At 36.2% G+C, this 20522-nt stretch carries 14 protein-coding genes and 1 pseudogene; 6 read left to right on the forward strand and 9 right to left on the reverse strand.

Annotated elements, in window-relative coordinates:
- The 3 genes from BTO22_RS12910 to BTO22_RS12920 all read right to left on the reverse strand — a co-directional run.
- Window positions 1-3123, reverse strand: a 3123-nt coding sequence (locus BTO22_RS12910) for a P-loop NTPase fold protein (RefSeq protein WP_105055882.1), incomplete at its 3' end; no start/stop codon positions are given.
- The gene (locus BTO22_RS12915; RefSeq protein ID WP_105055883.1) at window positions 3123-3668 is read right to left on the reverse strand and encodes a hypothetical protein; all 546 of its coding nucleotides are present in this window, start codon (window positions 3666-3668) and stop codon (window positions 3123-3125) included. The genes BTO22_RS12910 and BTO22_RS12915, both read right to left, overlap by 1 nt.
- 105 nt (window positions 3669-3773) lie before the next feature.
- Window positions 3774-4397, reverse strand: a complete 624-nt coding sequence (locus BTO22_RS12920) for a phage repressor protein CI (protein WP_105055884.1) — start codon at window positions 4395-4397, stop codon at window positions 3774-3776.
- Between the two features lie 88 nt (window positions 4398-4485).
- Here BTO22_RS12920 and BTO22_RS12925 point away from each other — a divergent pair, with 88 nt between their 5' ends.
- Together BTO22_RS12925 and BTO22_RS12930 are read left to right on the forward strand one after the other, a co-directional pair.
- On the forward strand, window positions 4486-4698 hold the full coding sequence (locus BTO22_RS12925; RefSeq protein WP_105055885.1) for a hypothetical protein: 213 nt from the start codon (window positions 4486-4488) through the stop codon (window positions 4696-4698).
- A gap of 121 nt (window positions 4699-4819) precedes the next feature.
- Window positions 4820-5164 (forward strand): phage regulatory CII family protein, encoded by a 345-nt coding sequence (locus BTO22_RS12930; RefSeq protein WP_105055886.1) that lies wholly within the window; start codon window positions 4820-4822, stop codon window positions 5162-5164.
- 3 nt (window positions 5165-5167) lie between these two features.
- On the opposite strand, the gene BTO22_RS12935 is transcribed toward BTO22_RS12930, so the two are convergent.
- Window positions 5168-5368, reverse strand: a complete 201-nt coding sequence (locus BTO22_RS12935) for a hypothetical protein (RefSeq protein WP_105055887.1) — start codon at window positions 5366-5368, stop codon at window positions 5168-5170.
- Window positions 5369-5710: 342 nt separating this feature from the next.
- Here BTO22_RS12935 and BTO22_RS12940 point away from each other — a divergent pair, with 342 nt between their 5' ends.
- Both BTO22_RS12940 and BTO22_RS12945 read left to right on the forward strand, forming a co-directional pair.
- Window positions 5711-7015, forward strand: a complete 1305-nt coding sequence (locus tag BTO22_RS12940) for a GGDEF domain-containing protein (RefSeq protein WP_105055888.1) — start codon at window positions 5711-5713, stop codon at window positions 7013-7015.
- A gap of 78 nt (window positions 7016-7093) precedes the next feature.
- Window positions 7094-7764 (forward strand): annotated as a pseudogene (locus BTO22_RS12945) (NAD(P)H-dependent oxidoreductase).
- 65 nt (window positions 7765-7829) lie between these two features.
- Here BTO22_RS12945 and BTO22_RS19860 read toward each other — a convergent pair.
- Window positions 7830-12176 carry a zinc-dependent metalloprotease gene (locus tag BTO22_RS19860; RefSeq protein WP_146107540.1) on the reverse strand — a complete coding sequence of 1449 codons (4347 nt, stop codon included), beginning with the start codon at window positions 12174-12176 and terminating at the stop codon, window positions 7830-7832.
- A 30-nt stretch (window positions 12177-12206) separates the two neighbouring features.
- Window positions 12207-13046: a hypothetical protein gene (locus tag BTO22_RS12955; protein ID WP_105055889.1), complete on the reverse strand. Its 840-nt coding sequence runs from the start codon at window positions 13044-13046 to the stop codon at window positions 12207-12209.
- A 260-nt stretch (window positions 13047-13306) separates the two neighbouring features.
- Here BTO22_RS12955 and BTO22_RS12960 point away from each other — a divergent pair, with 260 nt between their 5' ends.
- Together BTO22_RS12960 and BTO22_RS12965 are read left to right on the forward strand one after the other, a co-directional pair.
- The gene (locus tag BTO22_RS12960) at window positions 13307-14089 is read left to right on the forward strand and encodes a helix-turn-helix domain-containing protein (RefSeq protein WP_105055890.1); all 783 of its coding nucleotides are present in this window, start codon (window positions 13307-13309) and stop codon (window positions 14087-14089) included.
- A 206-nt stretch (window positions 14090-14295) separates the two neighbouring features.
- Window positions 14296-15249, forward strand: a complete 954-nt coding sequence (locus BTO22_RS12965) for a Kdo(2)-lipid IV(A) acyltransferase (RefSeq protein ID WP_105055891.1) — start codon at window positions 14296-14298, stop codon at window positions 15247-15249.
- A 102-nt stretch (window positions 15250-15351) separates the two neighbouring features.
- On the opposite strand, the gene tkt is transcribed toward BTO22_RS12965, so the two are convergent.
- The 3 genes from tkt to BTO22_RS12980 all read right to left on the reverse strand — a co-directional run bounded on the left by tkt (window position 15352) and on the right by BTO22_RS12980 (window position 20509).
- Window positions 15352-17343, reverse strand: coding sequence for a transketolase (gene tkt, locus BTO22_RS12970; RefSeq protein ID WP_105055892.1), 1992 nt, complete (start codon window positions 17341-17343; stop codon window positions 15352-15354).
- A 190-nt stretch (window positions 17344-17533) separates the two neighbouring features.
- Window positions 17534-18484, reverse strand: coding sequence for a transaldolase (gene tal / locus BTO22_RS12975; RefSeq protein WP_105055893.1), 951 nt, complete (start codon window positions 18482-18484; stop codon window positions 17534-17536).
- Between the two features lie 393 nt (window positions 18485-18877).
- Complete coding sequence (locus tag BTO22_RS12980; RefSeq protein ID WP_258132585.1) at window positions 18878-20509, reverse strand: BatD family protein; 1632 nt, start codon at window positions 20507-20509, stop codon at window positions 18878-18880.
- Window positions 20510-20522 lie beyond the last annotated feature (13 nt).

Consider the following 20522-nt stretch of genomic DNA (forward strand, 5'->3'; position numbering starts at 1 on the left):
ATTAGTTAGCCAACCGGAAGTTAGTTGATTATTAATTTTTTCTGCAATTAGCAATATTTGGTCTTGTACATTCTCTTTGTTTTGGTTTTGTACTTTAATATCATTCCCGAATGTGTTTATTAAGAGTATTTTTTTATCTATAGGTAAGGTACGGTCTAACATTAATCTATTGACATTATTTATTACACGATTTGTACTTGGTTTAGGTAACATCGATATTAATGGAGTAATTATGTTGCTAATTTCAGATTCTTCTTCAATACCTTCAAGGTAGATTATTATAGCATCGGCTATGATGCTTGGTTTTTTTAAAGTTTTGTTTTTTTCATTAAAATAATAAATGAATTTATGTTCATTTGATACATTATTTATAATATTATTCCAATATTCTGTATTATGAGTTTCATTTAATAATCCCCAAACTGAGTCAAGGAACTTGTTTTGATTACAATTTAGTATGTCTTCTATTAAATCAGGGTGCCATTCTTCAAATTGTTTTAATCCATGAGGTAACCATACTGATAACCATGCTAAGTGATCTAATGGATTGTTTATTATCTCTTTGTATAAATCATATTTTTCAATATAGCAATCATTTATATTAAGGCTATAAATTTTTGAGTTATCAATTAAATCTAAGACGATATCACGAATTAATGGCTTTAAATTTTCGTCTGAGTAGGCGTTGATTATTTTTGTTGAAGACGTAGAGTAAGAAAATAGTTTTAGTAATAATTCATTATCTTTATTTTCATAGTCGAATTTTTCAGTGATATATTCTGAAATTATTTGCTGCCTATTACTATTTCTAGTTATTTTGAATTGACTAGAGAATGCATTATTTTCAACTGTATAAGCTAGCAATATAGATAGCCAATAATTATCATCCTCATTTAAATTTACTTTTTCGATTAAATCATAAACTATACCTTGGATTTCGTTTTTATTGTACCAGTCACTTGTATATGGCAAAATATATGCTAAGTCACCTGTAAAATCTAAAAGCTCTAACGTCGTCGTTTTAATTTTATATATATCATCATTCGTGATTTGTTTGAATTTTGATATTTCTTTGAAGTAGTCTAACATATCAAAATGCATTTGATTATCATCAATGAATTTTATTGTGCTATTGTTATTTGATTTTAGGTTTTTAACAATGTCCCATTTAGGGAATTTATTTCTATTTGGCCATAGGACATATGAAAAAAAGTCATCATTATAGTCACTAACACGTTTAGGTATTTTATTAACAATAGATGAATAGTTATATATTACATTTGTCAGATTCAGTTGTTCTTTATCATCTTGTTCAAAGTATATTGGTAAGCTTTTCAACGAATGTTCCATTTCATTTTCTATTCTGATTGTATTTATATCAATGCCACTAGATATTAAATTATTAAATGATGATATTAGATCTTCATCATAGTTATCAATATGGGTATCATTTTTGCTCTCAAGTAATGAAAAGTTGATATCTTCTAACCAAGATTCAGCCCAAGCAGTTCTTGATTTTTTGTCGTCTTCATCTTTATTTTCATAATCTCTATGGTAAATGATAAGATCAAGTAATCTGACTAAATCATAGGACTCAACAGTTCTTATATATTTTCTAAACTCTACATCAAAACCATAAATATTTGATAAACTTAATATTTCATAATCATCATATTGATTAATCGCGCTTTTCATTGGTTCAATTAATAGTTCTGCTTTTGCTATATCTTTGTCTGTTTGGTAATGTATGGACATAATTTCTGTAATCCAATTATCATTACCTACATAGCGTCTTAAGATTCTCTTTGTTGCTTCAAGTTTGTTTCTAAATTGATGATTATCATCAATTATTGAAGATAGAAATGTAGTTACAGGTATATTGTTAATTCTACATATAAGTATATATGCAGAACATGATTCAGGAGCAGGGGATGAAATAGTATTACTTAATAAAGTTGTAGCAATATCATTAATATGTTTTTTTAAGAATCTTGGTGTCACTTGCCCACTTTCTAATGTCGAAGACCAAAGATCAATTAAGTCACTTGTTGCATCTTTACCTTTATTTTTTATTAGAGTCTCAAGCCAAAATGTTGAAAATGGCTCTCGCCAACCAGCGGATACAATAGGAGGTGCTCGAAAAATTACTGGCATGCGTTTTGAAATAAATTCTTGCCCACTTTTCGTTGAATCTTCAGATTTATCTTTGTCACTTGATAATGCTATTGAGATATGACTCCCCGAGTAGGGCACAATTATGGTTAATGAATTTTCTGTACTTAATGAGGTAAATACCTCTAAATCACTCCATATCTCTTTAACCTTTTTACTATCTACACGGTCAAGGTTATCTACAATTAATATAATTACTTCATTTTGTGGAATAGTTTGAATGAATTGAGTAAATGCATTTTCTAGTTCGATACTACTAACTTCTTTATTTACAAGTAAAGTTTCGCTAATCGTATCGGTGGAGTTTCTTTTTAAAGCATTGCCCACAGGAGGTAGGTTCTTTATCAAGTTTGTTAGAAATTTTGGAACCCAAGTAAATTTAGTTATCTTAGGCGCTAAAATTAAAAAGGCTGCTATGATTAAAGGAGAAAAGCCTAATGATAAAGATAGTAAATGTTCAAGATTAAACCATTGCGTATTGTCTTTCTCAAAAAAATAATTTAATGCAGGCTGTAATGTACGAACCATCATTAATAATGAAATGACAAAAAGTAATGTTATCCAATGAATTTTACTATTAACATTTTTTTCATATGAGAATGTATTACCTAAAGCTAAATTTTTAGCTTCATTTATTTTTTTACTTATCTCACGATCATTCCCATATAATTTATTAAGTTCAGTAGATACGACTTTGATGAGAGAACTCTTTGTTGATGAGTGATGATATTTTTCGACATCAAATTCAATAAATTTATATTTGTTAGTATCTAATTGTGATTTTAATAAGTTTAAAACAGTACTCTTTCCTGCTCCTAATTCACCTTCTAATCCAATTAGGTGAATATTTGAGTGGTTTTCAATTGTATCTTTAATCGCAAAAGCAGTATTTTCATGGCCTTTACTTCCAAAAAGATCTTGAGTTGAAGGTTTCTCTATTTGATACTTCATTATAACTTGATCTCTTCTTGCTCTACATCATCAGGCACTTCACCTGTTTCTATAAAGTTCTTGAACTGCTCTGCATTTAAAATCATTACACCTTGCTCTAAGGCTTTAGCTAACTTAGTTGCTCCAACGTTATAGCCATAACAAAGCATATCCAAGTGTTTGGTTACACTTTTGCGAATTTCCATAGAGTGAGATGAGGCAAGGTTCATTAATTCTGCTTTATCAGCTTTTCCAAACCCACTAAAGCAGACATCAAAGGTTTCAGGACTGGATAAACGAGTTGGCTGTGGGACATTGAACTCATAACCTTGAGATTCAAATTGTTCTTTGAATGTTTGAAAGCCAACAGATGCTTCTTTAATCGTGCCGTATTCTTTCAGTACGCGAGAGGGGATTAGTGTCTTAGGTGCTGAGATTTTATCGCACCAACCTTGAATATAGGTCGTTTCACCAATGGAGTTTTGTTGCAGTGATGGGTTTGTTAAGTGCTGCACACTTAAGCGCATTCTCTGGCTTATGTATACACAGATAAATTCGTTATTCATTACCTAGCTCTTTATGGTTATCTTTTTTCATATGATAACCGATAAAGAACGTTTCAGTACATTAAAGAACATTTTAAATTGGCATTTTTGCGAAGTTGTGGTCGATTATTCCTTGCCCATCACCATTGCTACGCGACCAATTACTTTAATATCATCTTCTTCAACATTGATAGTTGAGCCATTAAAACTGATCGCTAACTTCTTACCCGGTAGACGTTGCAACTCATTGAGCGATAGGACGCCATCAATATCAATTAAGTACTTTCCATTAATCGCTTGGCGGTTTTCTTTATCTACCAAATAGATTGAATTGCTTGTTTTGACTGCCATTACATTCAATACACCAATCTCATCTAATAAGATCTTATCAAATGAAATTTGTTTTAGTGGCGTGAGTAAGCCCTTTGAAATATCAAAGCAATCAATATTAAAGATTCGTTTAGATTCTTGTTTGTTCGAAACTAGGATTTGAGAATTGTCGTCAAATGGTTCTCCTTCATCAAGAAGTAACCATTTCAATGATACGCCTTCACTCAAATGAACACGTACAGCTAATTCAAATGGAGTCATACCGCGAGTATGCCATGTTGAAATCGTTCCTTTATTCACACCAAGAACATCAGTTAATTGGTTGAAACGCTCTAAACCTAAGGCCTCAACTAGCTTTGACGTGAAATCTCGGCCACCAAGGTATTCAAATGGTTCTATTTTGTGCTTGCATTCATTCAAATGATCACCTAGTATTCATTTTAATGACTAATGAGGTGTAACTCATTAGTACAGTGTTAAACATTTATCAACTCCAAAGGATATCATCATGTTGTCATTTCAAGTAGTAATTACTGCACCATTTATGACTTTGGACGAATATTCTCGTCACTCAGGCATGACAAAACGCACTCTTAAAGATTGGGCTGAGAAAGGTAAATTGATCCTTAAAAAGAAAGACCTACCTAAAGAAACCCCATTAGTAAACGTAATTGCAATGCAAGAGCTTGCTACTCGTGAAGCTCTTAGCTACTTGGGTTAACGCTATGGCTAACCAATCAAACCAAAACGAACCAACAACATTGGAAATCATCGTTGCAATCGTAGTTCTGGTTTCCCTTGGTTTTGTCATTTGAGTATCGGACAGATAGAGGAATAGCTCAATGTGCGATTTACGTGAGCCTAAACAAAATGCTTTTGACAATGCATGTTACGCATTTGCAGATTCAGAAAACATGGAACAAGTAGCAAAGCAGTGTGGAATAAACCCAACAATGCTACGTAACAAGTTAAACCCTGAACAACCACATAAGTTAACAGTAGGGGATTTAACCGCGATTACGGAAGCAAGCGGCAATTACTGCATCATTCATAGTACTCATGCCGGTGACTTATCTCGTCTTGCATTAGGCTGCGGTGGTGAAATTCGAATAAACGGTAATATTTATTTTAGAGGGATAAGACAAATTTTAGGGCTGCATTTTTGCGGCCCTTTTTTTATAGGCTAGGGATTAGTTATTATAATACCTTTCACCATCTATAACCCAACTTGCAATGACATTCATGTCTTTTATTTCAATTTTAATTTCTGTCATGTTTCTAGCACCCCTGTCCGTTAATTCAGAGTAAAGTGCCTCAGCCTCTCTTTCTGCTGTAGCTTGGCCGGTTGAACCTAATTCTTCAGGAACGCTGTACACAAATTCAGGTTTCATAATAATCCTTCTCCTTTTTTAGTTAGTGAATAAAACCCTAGCATATATTTTTTAATAGAAAATCTATTAACTTCACAGAAAAATCACTAATATCATTCCGAATGTAAAAATAATCATTTTTGTAAATTGCAAGTAATAATGGTTTGTTTTTTTAAAGCTAAGTATTGGTTTTCTGAATTAATGACTGATGGGATGTTGTTGATGTATATAGACAATTGATGATTTTGTTATCTAATTTCGTTTTTGGTCTCAAAATCGAGAGGCTATCTCTTTTTATGAGATTCGACGTTGATATGATAACTTCTTACTATATATTGGATTCTTTTTTGTGATGGAAAACAAATGCTAAGTAGACAAAAAAAGGAAATAACGAAAGGTATCTCTATTTTTTTAAAGATACTGTGTGTGATTATTTCCTTATTTTCAATATCTTATTTTTTCTTTAATGTCATATCTTTAAGTCGGTTAGAGCGGAGTGTTGTTGAGGATTATAAAGATATCTATTCCATAACTCGCCGTTTTTCTTCTTATTATAATAATACTGATTCAACATTTTTAGAAAAGGGAAATTATGACCGAAATAACGTTAGTATTATTGTTAATCATGATAGCCAAGTTAAGGTATTGTCTCCAGGGATCAGGAAGTTAAGAGTCGAGTTGGAGAAGTTAGTTGATAATAATGTGTGGACTGTTGCTGTTTTCCAAAATCCTTCTAACTACATGCACTTTGACCCTCTTAGAAAACAATATGAAATGTTTTTTAAAGGGCTTAATCATGAAAATGTGATAGAAGATATTGTTGATAAGAAAAGTCTTAATGCAACATATCAATCTTTTTATGGGTGTAATTTAAAATTAACTGAAAAGTACATTGAACAACAAACTAATCAAGAAGTACGCTCGATTTATTATTCTATATATAATAATAAACATTTAGATTCACTGTTAGTAATTGATCTTAAAGCGTCTTTGCTTTCAGATATGGTGACTCAATTTAATGATAAATATAACACGGTTATTAATAGTCATGACGTAGGAAGTAGCTATAAAAAATCATTATTTTTACCTTGTTCAGAAGAAGAAATCACGTTAGGGATCAAGTTGGTTGATATCGTTAAAGTAGTATTATTCCCATCTTTATTATTTTCTTTCACACTTTATTTTTTAATATTGAACTTTAATCGCCGTAAATACTTGCTACAGTTTGATCGTATGACTGGCTTTTATCGTCGTGACTATTATGAAAAACGATTACAAAAAATGAAATCTCATTCATTGCTCTTAATTGATATTGATCATTTCAAGCGTATCAATGATACCTATGGTCACAAGAAAGGGGATGATGTGATTCAAGAAGTCGCTGACCGAATTTTAAATAATATCCAAGTTAAAGATATCGCGATCCGTTGGGGTGGTGAAGAATTTATTATTGTGTTTGATCTTTTGTCTCAAAAAGTATTAGAAAAAAAAGCTGAGAACATTCGATGTGCTATTGAAAAGGAAAAGATAAAAGGGATTCCCGTAACTATTTCTTTGGGGGGAGTTATTGCTAATGATGTTTCGTTTACAGATGCTTATAAGCGTGCTGATGCTGCGTTGTATGTATCTAAAGAAAGTGGACGTAATAAGGTCACGATTGATGAGTAAATTGACTCGTTAGCGTTGGTGTGTACACTCGTATTACTAAAGTTTTAACTGAATTGAACTGATAATAGGTGAATGATTATGAAACATGAGATTATTAATGATTTAGAAAGTCGTTATACCGCGAAGAAATACGACCCAAGTAAAAAAATATCTCAAGATGATCTTGCTGTATTATTAGAAGCATTACGCCTATCTGCCTCATCAATTAACTCTCAACCATGGAAGTTTGTTGTTATCGAGTCTGAGGAAGCAAAACAACGGATGCATGATTCTTTTGCTAACATGCATCAGTTTAATCAGCACCATATTAAAGCGTGCTCTCATGTGATCTTGTTTGCTAATAAGTTGACATATTCACGTAATGATTACGAACTGGTATTGAATAAAGCGGTGCAAGATAAACGAATCACTGAAGAGCAAAAAGAAGCGGCATTTGGTTCATTTAAATTTGTTGAATTAAATTTGTTGAATTAAATTGTGATGAGAATGGTCAACATAAAGCATGGACTAAACCTCAAGTGTACTTAGCGTTAGGCAATGCTCTACATACGTTAGCTCGATTAAACATCGATTCAACAACAATGGAAGGGGTGGATTCTGAATTATTGAATGAGATTTTTTCTGGCGAACTCGCTGGGTATGAGTGCCATGTTGCTTTAGCGATTGGTTATCATCATGCAAGTGAAGATTATAATGCATCCTTACCTAAGTCTCGCAAAGCGTTTGAAGATGTGATTACGGTTCTTTAGATTCTTATTGTTTGAGATGAAGAAAAGCCAGCGATTATGCTGGCTTTTGTTTGTGCAAAATGTTCCTAATGGCGCATCACTACGGTAGGAAGTCTATTTAAAGTCTCTTTTATTTTTTGATAGTTATTGTCAATTACACGGAAATCATTATCTAAGTAGGCTTTAATTAACAAAGGATCTTGTTCCCACAACGTTATATCTCGTGGCTCTATTGCCGATTCTATTTGCTCTTGATAATTCTTGGCAACAGTTTGAACCAATTCAAAATTATCAGGATCTCTATTGTAAATAAGTTGAAGGTAAACAGTCACATTAATAATGTCAATTATAGGATATTCATTGCCTGTCGCTTCCTCTTTGAAATCTCCATTTTCTAACTGAGTGAGAACGCCACTTTCGATCAAGTTACTAAGTACGGTATTAATACCATAGTTTAGCGCGTCATTCGTTAATGTGTCGAAACCCCATACATATAGTTGATCGACGACTGGTTTTACTTCAGTTGCCATTGTTTGAATTAATTCATAATTTTTAAATTCAACAATAGTTTGGTATACAGTTGTCATATTTAAGAACTTATCCCATGAATTAAGAACCGTTTGTAATTCATCTCTTGTGTATGCGGCTAATGTCGTTGTTAATTCACTTGGTGAGAGTGCTTCTAGTTGATGAGCGTATTTCCAAGCAAGGGTATTTTCTTCTGTCGCTGCGTATTTTTTATTATTTAATACGAAGGTTATATTCTCATCAGGTAGATAGTAGTGCTCTCTCTCTTTGACCCAACTGTGAAATTGACTAAGAGAACGTTCACGAACATCATAATCGGTTGAGTGTATATTATTTGCAGCCATTGCTATTAGCATCGAAGGTATGTCTGCTCGGGCAGTGCACGATATATTCAAAAAATCAGTAATACCACATGGCATTGGAGGTAAAGCTTCCAATTTATCAGTAAAATGTAGGTTTACTGGTATTTCAGGAATTATTGTTTCACCTTTACTGTTCACCATTTCAACTGGTGACGCAAGTGGAGTGCCTGCAACCAAGTGTTCCATTATATTATCAAACTCTTGTTTAACTCCTGGCCAATCCATAAGTGCCGCAAAGCTTGGCTCATCAGTGTAGCGTAAAGTATATCGGCGAGCTAAGAAGTATGAAGATAAAGCTTTGTCTGGCCAAATACCTAATGTTGATACTGAGTTAGAGTAGTTATTATCAGGAGAAAAACTACTTACTGAGTTTAAAAATTTACCATCTTTGGTCTCCAGTATTGCTTGAGTGAAGTTCCTTGTATCTTGATCATCGTTTATTGTTGCGATTGCTTCTTGGATTACATCATCAAAACAAGAGGCTGAAGAAATATCATAGTCTGCGGGTATGTGGCGTCTTAGCTTTAATGATAAATAATCACCAAAGGAAACAAGTTGACTCTTGATGACTGTGGCTTCAGGATCTGTACTCTCTTTTGTCTCGATAATACATTGATGTTCTGGAGTCTTTAATATATTTAAAAAGAAACTTGCGGCTTGTTTTGTCGCATTTCCGTATTCGCAATACCAGAAATCGTTTTTCTTACCAATTCGACAATCAGATTCAGTAATGAAACCAAAAAAATCGAGCGGTTTATCGGTAGGTCTTGTGTATCCTAATTCAGAATAAAAGTTATCTTGAAGTTCGGTATCTTCGATGACTTCTCGAATTTCGTTCATGAATGAAAAACGACTTTGAATGTAACGGATATAATTATTCGTTGTTAATCCTGAGTCACTTAAGATCCCAGCGTTTGTATTTTCATAGTTATCAAGGTAACGCTGCCATTTATAAAGAACGATTTCTTCTAAGTTTGTACCTTCATCAAAACGGTTACAGTCACTATTCAGGCTGACATTTCCATCGGTACAGAAGTCAAAATCAACACGTTCAAATTTGCTACTAACATTTTGGTCTTCAACTTGCTTAAAATAATGCATAACACCATATTTAACGGCATCCGCTTGATGCTCTTGTAATGCCAGTTGGTCAAACTTACTTAAATCACAAGTATATTTAGACATATCAGAGCCATCACTATTGATATCTCCAAGTGGTTCAACTTTTGTACATGTGATGTATGGATTATCTGTACTTAAGTGAGCCACAATGCCACTAGAGGCAAAGTTTTGATAGCTATTATACTGTTCTGTTTGTTCGTTGTGAGCGTATAAATAATTATTCCACGTTCCGTATTGATCAAGGATGGCTTGAGTTTTTTCCCATGCATTTAATTGCGTTTGTTCTTCTTCTGTTAATTCACGATCATCAGGGGCAATGAACTCTGATGCTTGCTCAATAAGATCTTCTGGTTTATCTACTTGTGGTGATGGTGAAAAGTCTATTACATCTATTTTTCGTCCGTAAGCAAATTTAAATGCAGCGACATCATAAAGTCCCCACGTAGGGATCTCATCAAACATACTTGGTGCGTAATCCATTGTTGAACTATAAGCAGGAATACCATTGATGCCTAATGCTTCAGCTTGTGCTGGCGATAGATAGTTATTTGAATCGTTAGAGCCTTTAAAGTTATGGCGTAAACCAAGGTTATGTCCAATTTCATGAACTAAGGTATTAGTGTAAGTGGTGATAGTAAGCATATCTGCCGCTTTTCTTTGTAGCTCAGGAGATAGCTGCTTCCATTTTTTCAATACTTTGGCTTGTAGATAATCACCATCATAAACTTCGGTGAAATAAGCGTCTGATAAATTCAGATTTTCAAGCATAGTTTTTTGTGTGGCTGAGATCCACATTGCTTCAACAGGGTATACACTATTTTCTGACCAAAGTTGGAGTCGTTGCATATCCGCTTTAGCTACATCTTCAAAACTAGAGTGATCATGAACCGGGTTCAGGTGATTTAGTTGAATAGGAGGAAGAGAATAATTGTCCTGAATTGGTTCAATGTATTGAGCTAGTTGAGAACCATAAAGATCTTCATTTACAATTCGATTTGCTTCAAGTTGTCTAACCACTTGATTATTCATAGCTTGTTGAACTTGCTGATTTTCAACAGTTTCTTCTTCTGCTGGTGTTTCATCAGGAACGATAGGTCTATCTACAGGAACAAAATAATCTACATTTGCTAATTGTTTGTTGTTGTATAGACGAACTAAATTATTCCAATAGTATGAAGAACCAGTACGAGCTACGCCCGAATATTGGTTTACATGTGCTTTGATTATTTCCCCAGTTCTAGGGTTAGCAATAGATGGGCCATAACCTAATAGGCCATTATCAAGAGGTTCATCGATTAGGTTGATCACGTTATAACGTAAATCACCTGAATGAACACCCATACCTTCTGTTTTATTTACAATCTTAACGAAGGGTTTTCCACTATTTGGTTCAAGGACATTAAGGGTGAGATTCATTTTATTAATGGTTTCAATAGTAGCATCAAGATAAATTTTATTTTTATCTTCAAAGAAATTATCAGAAAGGTAATAGTCGATGCTGCCTTTTGATGGATTAAAACGATTAAGATAGGTTATATCATTGTATTTATTAGTAATAGGGTCAAGCTTTAAGGTTGTTGTAGTGAAGAAGCCGAAATCATCGTCATCACCATCTGGATAAACAATAGGTGTGTAATCTTCAGAGGCTACGTGACTTTCATGAACGAGAGAGTAATAGAAGCGAGATTTAAATGAGCCTTTTGCCATCTCTTCTTCCATTGCTGACCAATCCATATAGCGAGATAGTTTGTCAAAGTTGATCTTAAACGTCTGTTCAAGTTCAAAGTTTAATACACCTTTTTTCGGGTCAAACTCCCAAGAGATTACTTCCGGTGAACCTTGTGGTGTTAGGCCATCTTTGGTTCCATACAGCTCATCCCAGTTTAAATCACTCACTAGTGTCGATTCAGGACTTGGCGTAAAGTGGGTATTATTTCTAAAGGTGGTATTACCAAGGTTTGGATCTGAATCTTTCTCTTCTGTGTTAGTACAGTCGCCGTAATTGTCTTCTCGACATTGATATTTAGCATAAGTGCCAGGGATAGTCATAACATGAGGAAAGTTGACTTGATCATCTGAACCAATGTTATTTTGATCTTGTGGTAAGCAGAATCCATTTTTATCTTTTGGTAGGGAAAGGTCCGGATTGTTATTATCGTAACCACGAACTTCTAACCCTTCATCTGAAAAACAAAGTTCAACGTATCTTCCCATGCCTTGTAAGAAGGGGAACTGTGTTACGGCAAAGCGAGGTGCAGCACCTGTAGTTGGCGCATAGAACCAGCGACCTTCTACGCGGAGATCTTGCACCTGAACTTGGGTTAAGTCTTTATCAAGTGTATCGTATTCCTGTTCTTCTGGAGCGCAACCTGTAAGGGCAACAGCGATTGCTGCTGTTAGGGAAAGTTTTCTATAATTCATACATTAACATCCTGTTTTTATTGTTCTTCCTTAAAATGAATAGGTCATTCCAAGTGAGTAAGTTGCTTTGGCTTCATCAAAAATGTCAAAGCTACCTAGAGTGCCTTGCGCTGCATCCGTGTATACGCCTGAAGAAGCAAAGGTTAAAGAAATTGATAAGTCTTCGAGTACTTTATAGCCAGCCCCAAAACTGCCACCATAACTGTAGCCGTCAGCCCATCGACCGTTGTAATTGATTGAGGTCCCGCCCAGTGCTGATGCAAAGAAAAAAGCATCATCATAAGAATAACTTGCAGAGAGAAGCAGTGATAATCCCCAAGAGATATTCACGGTTCCAGTAGGAGAGGTTGTATATTGGTGAAAGTTTTTACGTACCCTAGGCGCGACAGTCATATTAATATCCAAAAGCTTAAATGAGATTGGGGTTTGAACTCTAAAAGCAGTATTTAAATGGCTGTCTTGTGAAAATTCAGAAGTAGGGATTGAGAATTGACCGCTCATTCCTACTTTTCCAGACTCTCCAAAAGTGAATAATGACGAACGTGATAATCCTATAACTGTGTCTGTTGAGTAATATGCTTCTGCATACTGTAAAGTACGGTAGCCTCCAGAATTGGCATATAGGGAGTAATTATCCCAAAAGCTTAAATAAAGTGAACCATGGAATGAAACCGCTCTGTTTGAACGATAATCCGACTCTTGGAAAAAGTTACTGTCGTAACCTAGGGATAAGGACCCGCCCCATGATATGCTTTCTTTTTTGATGTCATTAGATTCACTTGTTTCATCAGCGAATGCTGGGTGTACTAGTGCTAAAGTGCAGGCAATAAAGCTAGACAGCACTGACACATTTATTTTTCTTGTCTGCATGCGTGACTTCCATGTATTAATAATGCTCATCTATGAGCAGAAACTGACATTGTTATTTTAATTATGGTCTCGTCATAATATTGACGATGTAACATATTTGTAACCTTTGACGCGGTAAATACGCAACAGGTTATACATTTATTGATAGTAAGGTTTTATTTTTTGAGTTTCATAACACCAAATAATGAAACTAAGCTAGTAATTATGAATAATATACAGTAACGTTATTTTAATCGCTTAATAACAGCAAGGAAGTAGTTATGGGGTTTTGTGCAAGTCTATTATTAAATGCTTTAAGAGTTAAACTTAAGGAAAATAATCTAACTTATAATGAATTGTCATTAAGAGTTAATGTTCCTATATCGACATTAAAACGTCATTTTCATAGTAATTCTATAGGCATAGATAAACTAATGGAATATGCAACGGTATTAAATACGAATATAGAAGAACTTTCTCAAATCGCACGAGATATTCATAATAGAGAAGAGGGAACGAGGACGGAAGTTCTAGATAAGGTGTTTTTTAATCATCCTTATCTATATGATTTCTTTTATGAAGTTCATGTGAAAGGGCGTTTGGTTGAAGAGGTTGCTAAAGAATCTGATTTATCTGAGCAAAGTATTTACATTTATTTAAGATCTCTTGAAATACTTGGTTTGTTGGAGCTACGTTCAGATGGTGTTCCTTGTTTTTTAACACCTCCATATTATACGTTTTTTGAAGGTTCAAAATTAGATGAACTCTTTACTGAAAAATTAAGATTAGAAGTATTATCTCAGAATTATAGACCTGAAGTTGGAATGTCTCGTGTTTGTTTAACTCAAGAGCAAATAGACCAAATATCAGAAATGGTCTATGAAAAAATACAACATTTTCATTTTCAAAATAAAGAATCTAAAGAAAGTGAATTAATTAGAAAGAATATATTACTAAGTGTAACAGATGGTAATTATATACATCTTTCTAATGGATTGGTTAATATAGAGTCAACGTTATTAAAAGAAATTTATGAAACTGTAAATAATGATGATGTTAAATAATTAATATTATATATTTGGTCATTATTCGAGTGAAGTCATACTTTCCACAAGATAGGTAATATGCTTACCTATCTTTTCAATATAAGTTATCATATTAAATTATTCAAATTAGATAAACTTAAATTGAGCTATCTATCATTTTCTACTAAAATTACACTTTTGTTGCATTACTATGACTGTTGTCTTAGTTTTAATAAGGTTAAAAAATGAAAACAGTTCCAAGTCCTAAATTTTCATGGGCGCTGTTGTCTCCAAAATATTGGTTAGTGTGGCTATCCTTTTCTCTTCTTGCCTTTTTAGTTAACGCACTTCCTTTTTTTATGCTTAAAGCTCTAGGTGGTGGTATTGGTCGTTTGTCTCAACACTTTTTAAAGAAGCGTGCAGATATAGCCAGAAAGAATTTAATGTTATGTTTTCCTCTGTATTCATCCGTCGAAATAGAAAAGTTGGTTCTTGAAAATTTTAAAAATACTGGCTTGGCAGTGATTGAAACGGGAATGGCCTGGTTCTGGCCTGATTGGCGAGTTAAGCGTCATATCTCTATTATTGGTAAGGATAAGATCTTAGAGCAAGAAAAAGAGGGCCGAGGTGTGCTTGTTGTTTGTTGTCATTTTTTAAATTTAGAAATGACAGCTCGTATTTTTAGTCTTTTTGCTCCTGGCTATGGTGTGTATCGTGCGAACAGTAATCCTGTTTATGAGTTTATTCAGCACCGAGGGCGCACGCGTAAAGGCCATCAAATGATTGATCGTCATGATGTAAAAAGCATGATTAAAGTGCTTAAGTCTGGTAATCGTTTGTGGTACTTGCCTGATCATGATTATGGGAGACGTAACTCTGTTTTTGTTCCATTCTTTGCGGTTCAAGAAGCAGCAACAACAACAGGCTCAAGCTTTTTAATTGATATGACGAAATGTGCAGTGATGTCTGGAACGAGTATCAGAGAAGCTGGGCATTATACTTTAGAAGTGGGTGATGATTTAAGTGCAGAGATCCCACGTAGAGATGCAATTACAGCTGCGACGGTTCTTAATCAGGAAATCGAACGCTTAATAAAGAAAAAACCGTCTCAATGGATGTGGTTACATAAACGTTTTAAAACGTTGCCAGAAAACTCTACAGAACCAGATAGATATAAAACCAAAGTATTAGCAAACTAAATTATCTATCGACATTAAAAAGCCCCATATCTATGTAAGATAATGGGGCTTTTTTTGAAGGAGCCAATCGTTAAATACGAGTAGCTCCTTTTTATTTAGTGATTAAGCTAACAATTCTTTTGCTGTTTTCACTGCATTTTCAGTAGTGAAACCAAACATTTTGAATAGTTCTTCAGCCGGTGCTGATTCGCCAAACGTTGTCATACCGATGATCTTGCCACCGAAACCAACGTACTTGTACCAGAAGTCAGCAATACCCGCTTCAATAGCAACACGTTTTGTTACTGCTGATGGAAGTACTGATTCACGGTAAGCTTCATCTTGCTTATCAAATGCATCAGTTGCTGGCATTGATACCACACGTATTGCTTTGCCTTCAGCAGTTAGTTGAGCCGCCGCTTCAACCGCAAGCTGAACTTCAGAGCCTGTTGCGATAAAGATTAGCTCAGGTTGGCCTTCACAATCTTTAAGAATGTAGCCACCTTTAGCAATGTTAGCTACTTGCTCTGCATCACGATCTTGTTGTGCAAGATTTTGACGAGAGAAGATAAGTGCTGATGGACCATCGCGACGCTCAATTGCTAGTTTCCAAGCAACTGCAGATTCAACTTGGTCACATGGACGCCATGTGCTCATGTTTGGTGTTAGGCGTAGAGAAGCGATCTGCTCAACTGGTTGGTGAGTTGGACCATCTTCGCCAAGACCGATAGAGTCATGCGTGTAAACTTGGATGTTTTGCACTTTCATCAGTGCAGCCATGCGCATAGCATTACGAGCGTATTCCATGAACATTAGGAACGTTGCGCCGTATGGTACGAAACCACCGTGTAGCGCGATACCGTTCATGATAGCTGTCATACCAAATTCACGAACACCGTAATGAATATAGTTACCAGAGAAGTCGTTTGCTTCAAGCGACTTAGAACCAGACCACATAGTTAGGTTAGATGGCGCAAGGTCAGCTGAGCCGCCCATGAATTCAGGTAGCATAGCACCAAATGCTTCTAGTGCGTTTTGAGAAGCTTTACGTGAAGCGATGTTTGCAGGGTTAGCTTGAAGATCAGCAATGATTGCCGATGCTTTTTCTTCCCACTCTTTTGGTAAATCACCGTTTACGCGGCGAGTAAACTCGGCTGCAAGCTCTGGGTATGCTGCTTCATAAGCTGCAAATTTCTCGTTCCACGACGCTTCCTTAGCTGCGCCTGCGTCTTTCGCGTCCCACTCTGCGTAAACTTCTTGCGGAATTTCAAATGCGCCGTGCTCCCAGCCTAATTGTGCTTTCGCTGCTTTAATTTCTTCAGCGCCTAGTGGAGCACCGTGACAGTCGTGTGTACCTTGTTTGTTTGGAGAACCAAAACCGATGATAGTTTTAGTACAGATCAGAGTAGGGCGAGGATCTGCTTTAGCTGCGATGATAGCGGCATTGATTGCGTCAGCATCGTGACCATCGACAGCAGAAATTACGTGCCAACCGTACGCTTCAAAACGTTTAGGTGTATCGTCAGAGAACCAACCTTCAACTTCACCATCGATAGAGATACCGTTGTCATCCCAGAAAGCAACTAACTTACCAAGACCTAAAGTACCCGCTAAAGAACACGCTTCGTGAGAGATACCTTCCATCAGACAGCCATCACCCATGAATGCATAAGTGAAGTGGTCAACGATGTCGTGGCCTTCTTTATTGAATTGTGCTGCTAATGCTTTTTCAGCCATCGCCATACCAACTGCATTCGTGATGCCTTGGCCTAGAGGACCTGTTGTTGTTTCGATACCCGGTGCATAACCGTACTCAGGGTGACCTGGAGTTTTAGAATGCAGTTGACGGAAGTTTTTAAGCTCTTCAATTGGTAACTCATAACCTGCTAGGTGAAGCAGAGAATAAATCAACATAGAGCCGTGGCCGTTAGAAAGAATAAAACGGTCGCGATCAGCCCACTCAGGATTTGCAGGGTTATGGTTTAGGTGTGAACGCCAAAGAACTTCAGCGATGTCAGCCATGCCCATTGGTGCGCCAGGGTGACCAGAATTTGCTTGTTGTACGCCGTCCATGCTTAGAGCACGGATAGCATTAGCTAAATGTTTACGATTCATAATGATTAACTCGAATATTTGAAAATGAAGGGTTGAGAGGTTCAACCCGATTTGAATATGGTGACGACTAGAAACTATAGGCGCTTCGCTTCTAGAAACGATAAGAGCATGGAATACGCACGTTGAGAGTGTTACTTATAACGTGATTGTTTTTGCTCTTATTAGTAGCGAAGCGTTCTAGTTTCTAGTTTTATAGCTTAGCTGCGATCATGTCTTCTAGCTTACCTTGGTCAACCGCAAAGTTACGGATGCCTTCAGCCAGTTTCTCAACAGCCATTGGGTCTTGGTTGTGATCCCATAAGAATTCAGCGTGAGTCATTGCAGCAGGACGTTCTTTATTGCCGTTTGTATCAATCAGTTTCTCAACCACTTCGCCAGTTGCTTCTTCAAGCTCTTGAAGTAGGTTAGGGCTGATAGTTAGACGGTCACAACCTGCAAGTTCAAGGATCTCACCAATGTTACGGAAGCTTGCACCCATTACTACTGTGTTGTAGCCATGTTCTTTGTAGTAGTTGTAGATACCAGCAACCGAGATAACGCCTGGATCTTCAGATGCTTCAAAATCACGACCTTCTTTTGCTTTGTACCAGTCCATGATACGTCCAACAAAAGGAGAGATTAAGAACACGCCAGCTTCAGCACATGCACGCGCTTGAGCGAAAGAGAAAAGAAGTGTTAGGTTACAGTTGATGCCTTCTTTTTCTAGTACTTCAGCAGCGCGGATACCTTCCCACGTTGAAGCCAGTTTAATAAGAATGCGATCGTTAGTGATGCCAGCATCGTTGTACATTTTGATCAGTTGGCGAGCTTTTGCAATGCTGCCTTCAGTGTCGTAAGAAAGACAAGCGTCTACTTCAGTAGAGATACGACCAGGTACTACTTTAAGGATTTCTTTACCGATGCTCACAGCGAGCATGTCACACGTATCTTGCACTTGTTGTGTTTTGTCGTTGCTTTGCTCTTTTGCATAAGCGATTGAAGCATCAATCAGTGGTGCGTATTCTGCGATTTGAGCTGCTTTTAAAATTAGAGAAGGGTTAGTGGTTGCATCTTCTGGTGTGTATTTTGCGATTGCTTCAATATCACCGGTATCTGCTACTACTGTTGTTAGTTTACGAAGTTGTTCTAATTTAGTTGTCATACTACTTACCCTTACTGATCACATGCTGCTTGAGCATCTTCTTTGAAAATCCGTCTCGCTGCCACCGTTTCAGATGATACTGAGCAAATGCGATGGTAGTGAACATTTGATGTATTGATAATTGAGTTTTATGAGATAGATGTCAATCAAAAATAAAAAATTGTGTGATTATTCATGCTTTTTTATATGAATATTTGAGGGGGATCGTTTGCGTAGGGTAGGACGTAATGTGATATGACGCTTAATTTGTTTAATGAATAAAGAGTAATGTAAATAATAAGATAGAGATAATGTTAAAAGTAGGTGTGACTAGCAGAATTCAATGTATAAAAAAGGCCAGCGAGACGAGCTCGCGAGCCTTAATGAAAGGACGCTAAGTGAAATTAAAAACCGTTATAATCTTTCAAGTTCTACATCAGGTTGAAAGGGTTTATTAAGAGTCGTTAATTTCTTTTTAATCTCGCTAATAATTTGTTTTTCAGCGCTATTATCTCTATTTTTTGCGTATTTTTGCTGACTTAGTTTGGTTGTTAATCCTTTAACTTCAACAATATCAATACCTTGCTTGCGCCATTGCTCATGATGATCTGAGATTATTTGGTGTGCAAGAATTATATTATTGTTATCAAGTGCAGAAATAAGAGCTTTACTGCCATTGGCAATGATCACTTTATTGCCTTCAAGATTGTTGCTTTTAGTGTGTCCTTTTGTTCGGCTAATATACCAACCAATTACTGTTAATATCCATAAAAGAGCAAAAGCCAACGTTGTATATGGCCAAAAAACATGATCAACTTCACGTTTTACTATTCTCTTAGGTTGAGCATTTGTTTGACTCTCGATCTTTTGCTCGATAATTTGAGTGCTTGGGGTCACTGTTAATGCCAATGAATCCAATTTTGCCACCTCAGACTGGCGTGTTTTACTGTTCCACCATTGAATCGAAACCGCGGGTAATTGAACCGTACCATCGGCATGAGGGATGATCACTTGTTTAATGGTCATCACGCTATTTCCTTGGCTGTCTTTACCTATTACGGGTTTCTCATCGTACATGCGAACCGATTTAGGATAATTAATATCAAGCGTTGGTAATTTCTCTGGTGGGACATCTGCCATCATTAGCGTGATTTGACGAGTAATGGCAGTACCCGCTTCTACAGTGGTACTTGTTAGTGGCTTGCCATCAACTAACCATTGTTGCCCTAATTTTAAATCCGTAGTCGGTAACCAAGTCCCTGTGAAATCCGCGGGTTTTGCTAATACGGTTAATTGATACTGTTTAGGGCTAACGTTCAGTGGAATTAATTTAGTACTACGGCCATAACGATCAGTTTGTACTAAGCCACCAGTGAAAGCCAAACCATCAAAGCTTAATTGGCCTGCTTGATTTGCACTCACACTAAACGCTTGTTCAACTACGGTTGCTTGCATTCCATCAATCACAGTTTGGTACTGCTTGCTTTCTCCAATAGGAGAGAACTCAATACCAGCTCCTTGTGGTGTAATGATGTTTGGATCTTTTAAACGACGAATATCTGCAAAAATAGCAATCTTGGCATTAAATTGAGCGGTTTCGCCTTCATATAATTCATCCTTGGTTAACTCACCACTGACTTTGATTACGTCACTGCTTTTTGGGGCGGTCGCATCTTTAGTCACACGAATCGTTATTGGGTTAGTTTGCTCACCTGCGACATCCATACTCGGAATGGTTAACGTGCCCATTTTGGTTGGGGCAATAGAAACCGTCCACTGACTTTGTACACTGTAATCACCATTCATTAGCGAACGTGAGCTACCAAAGCTGACTTGACCACTGCGAAAATCAGGCGCGAGTTGGCTTGGGTCAAATTTACTTTGATCTGCGCTTTTATCGACAGACACCATTAATTGAATCATTTCGTTTTCAGTGATCTGGTTTTTACTAACTGTTGCAATGGCTTGAGCGTAACTTGCCGAAATACCACTCACGCATAAGGTCGTAAATAAGATCACTTTCTTTATTAGCGCTGTCTTTTTCATAGAAGCCTTCACT

The sequence above is a fragment of the Aliivibrio sifiae genome (assembly GCF_002954705.1).
Classification (GTDB): Bacteria; Pseudomonadota; Gammaproteobacteria; order Enterobacterales; family Vibrionaceae; genus Aliivibrio; species Aliivibrio sifiae_A.

Coding starts and splice junctions, on each gene's coding strand:
- BTO22_RS12980 (WP_258132585.1), bottom strand. CDS start 20,509: ATGAAAAAGACAGCGCTAATAAAGAAAGTGATCTTATTTACGACCTTA.
- tkt (WP_105055892.1), bottom strand. CDS start 17,343: ATGAATCGTAAACATTTAGCTAATGCTATCCGTGCTCTAAGCATGGAC.
- BTO22_RS12935 (WP_105055887.1), bottom strand. CDS start 5,368: ATGAAACCTGAATTTGTGTACAGCGTTCCTGAAGAATTAGGTTCAACC.
- BTO22_RS12940 (WP_105055888.1), top strand. CDS start 5,711: ATGCTAAGTAGACAAAAAAAGGAAATAACGAAAGGTATCTCTATTTTT.
- BTO22_RS12930 (WP_105055886.1), top strand. CDS start 4,820: ATGTGCGATTTACGTGAGCCTAAACAAAATGCTTTTGACAATGCATGT.
- BTO22_RS12915 (WP_105055883.1), bottom strand. CDS start 3,668: ATGAATAACGAATTTATCTGTGTATACATAAGCCAGAGAATGCGCTTA.
- BTO22_RS12960 (WP_105055890.1), top strand. CDS start 13,307: ATGGGGTTTTGTGCAAGTCTATTATTAAATGCTTTAAGAGTTAAACTT.
- BTO22_RS19860 (WP_146107540.1), bottom strand. CDS start 12,176: ATGAATTATAGAAAACTTTCCCTAACAGCAGCAATCGCTGTTGCCCTT.
- BTO22_RS12965 (WP_105055891.1), top strand. CDS start 14,296: ATGAAAACAGTTCCAAGTCCTAAATTTTCATGGGCGCTGTTGTCTCCA.
- BTO22_RS12955 (WP_105055889.1), bottom strand. CDS start 13,046: ATGCAGACAAGAAAAATAAATGTGTCAGTGCTGTCTAGCTTTATTGCC.
- tal (WP_105055893.1), bottom strand. CDS start 18,484: ATGACAACTAAATTAGAACAACTTCGTAAACTAACAACAGTAGTAGCA.
- BTO22_RS12925 (WP_105055885.1), top strand. CDS start 4,486: ATGTTGTCATTTCAAGTAGTAATTACTGCACCATTTATGACTTTGGAC.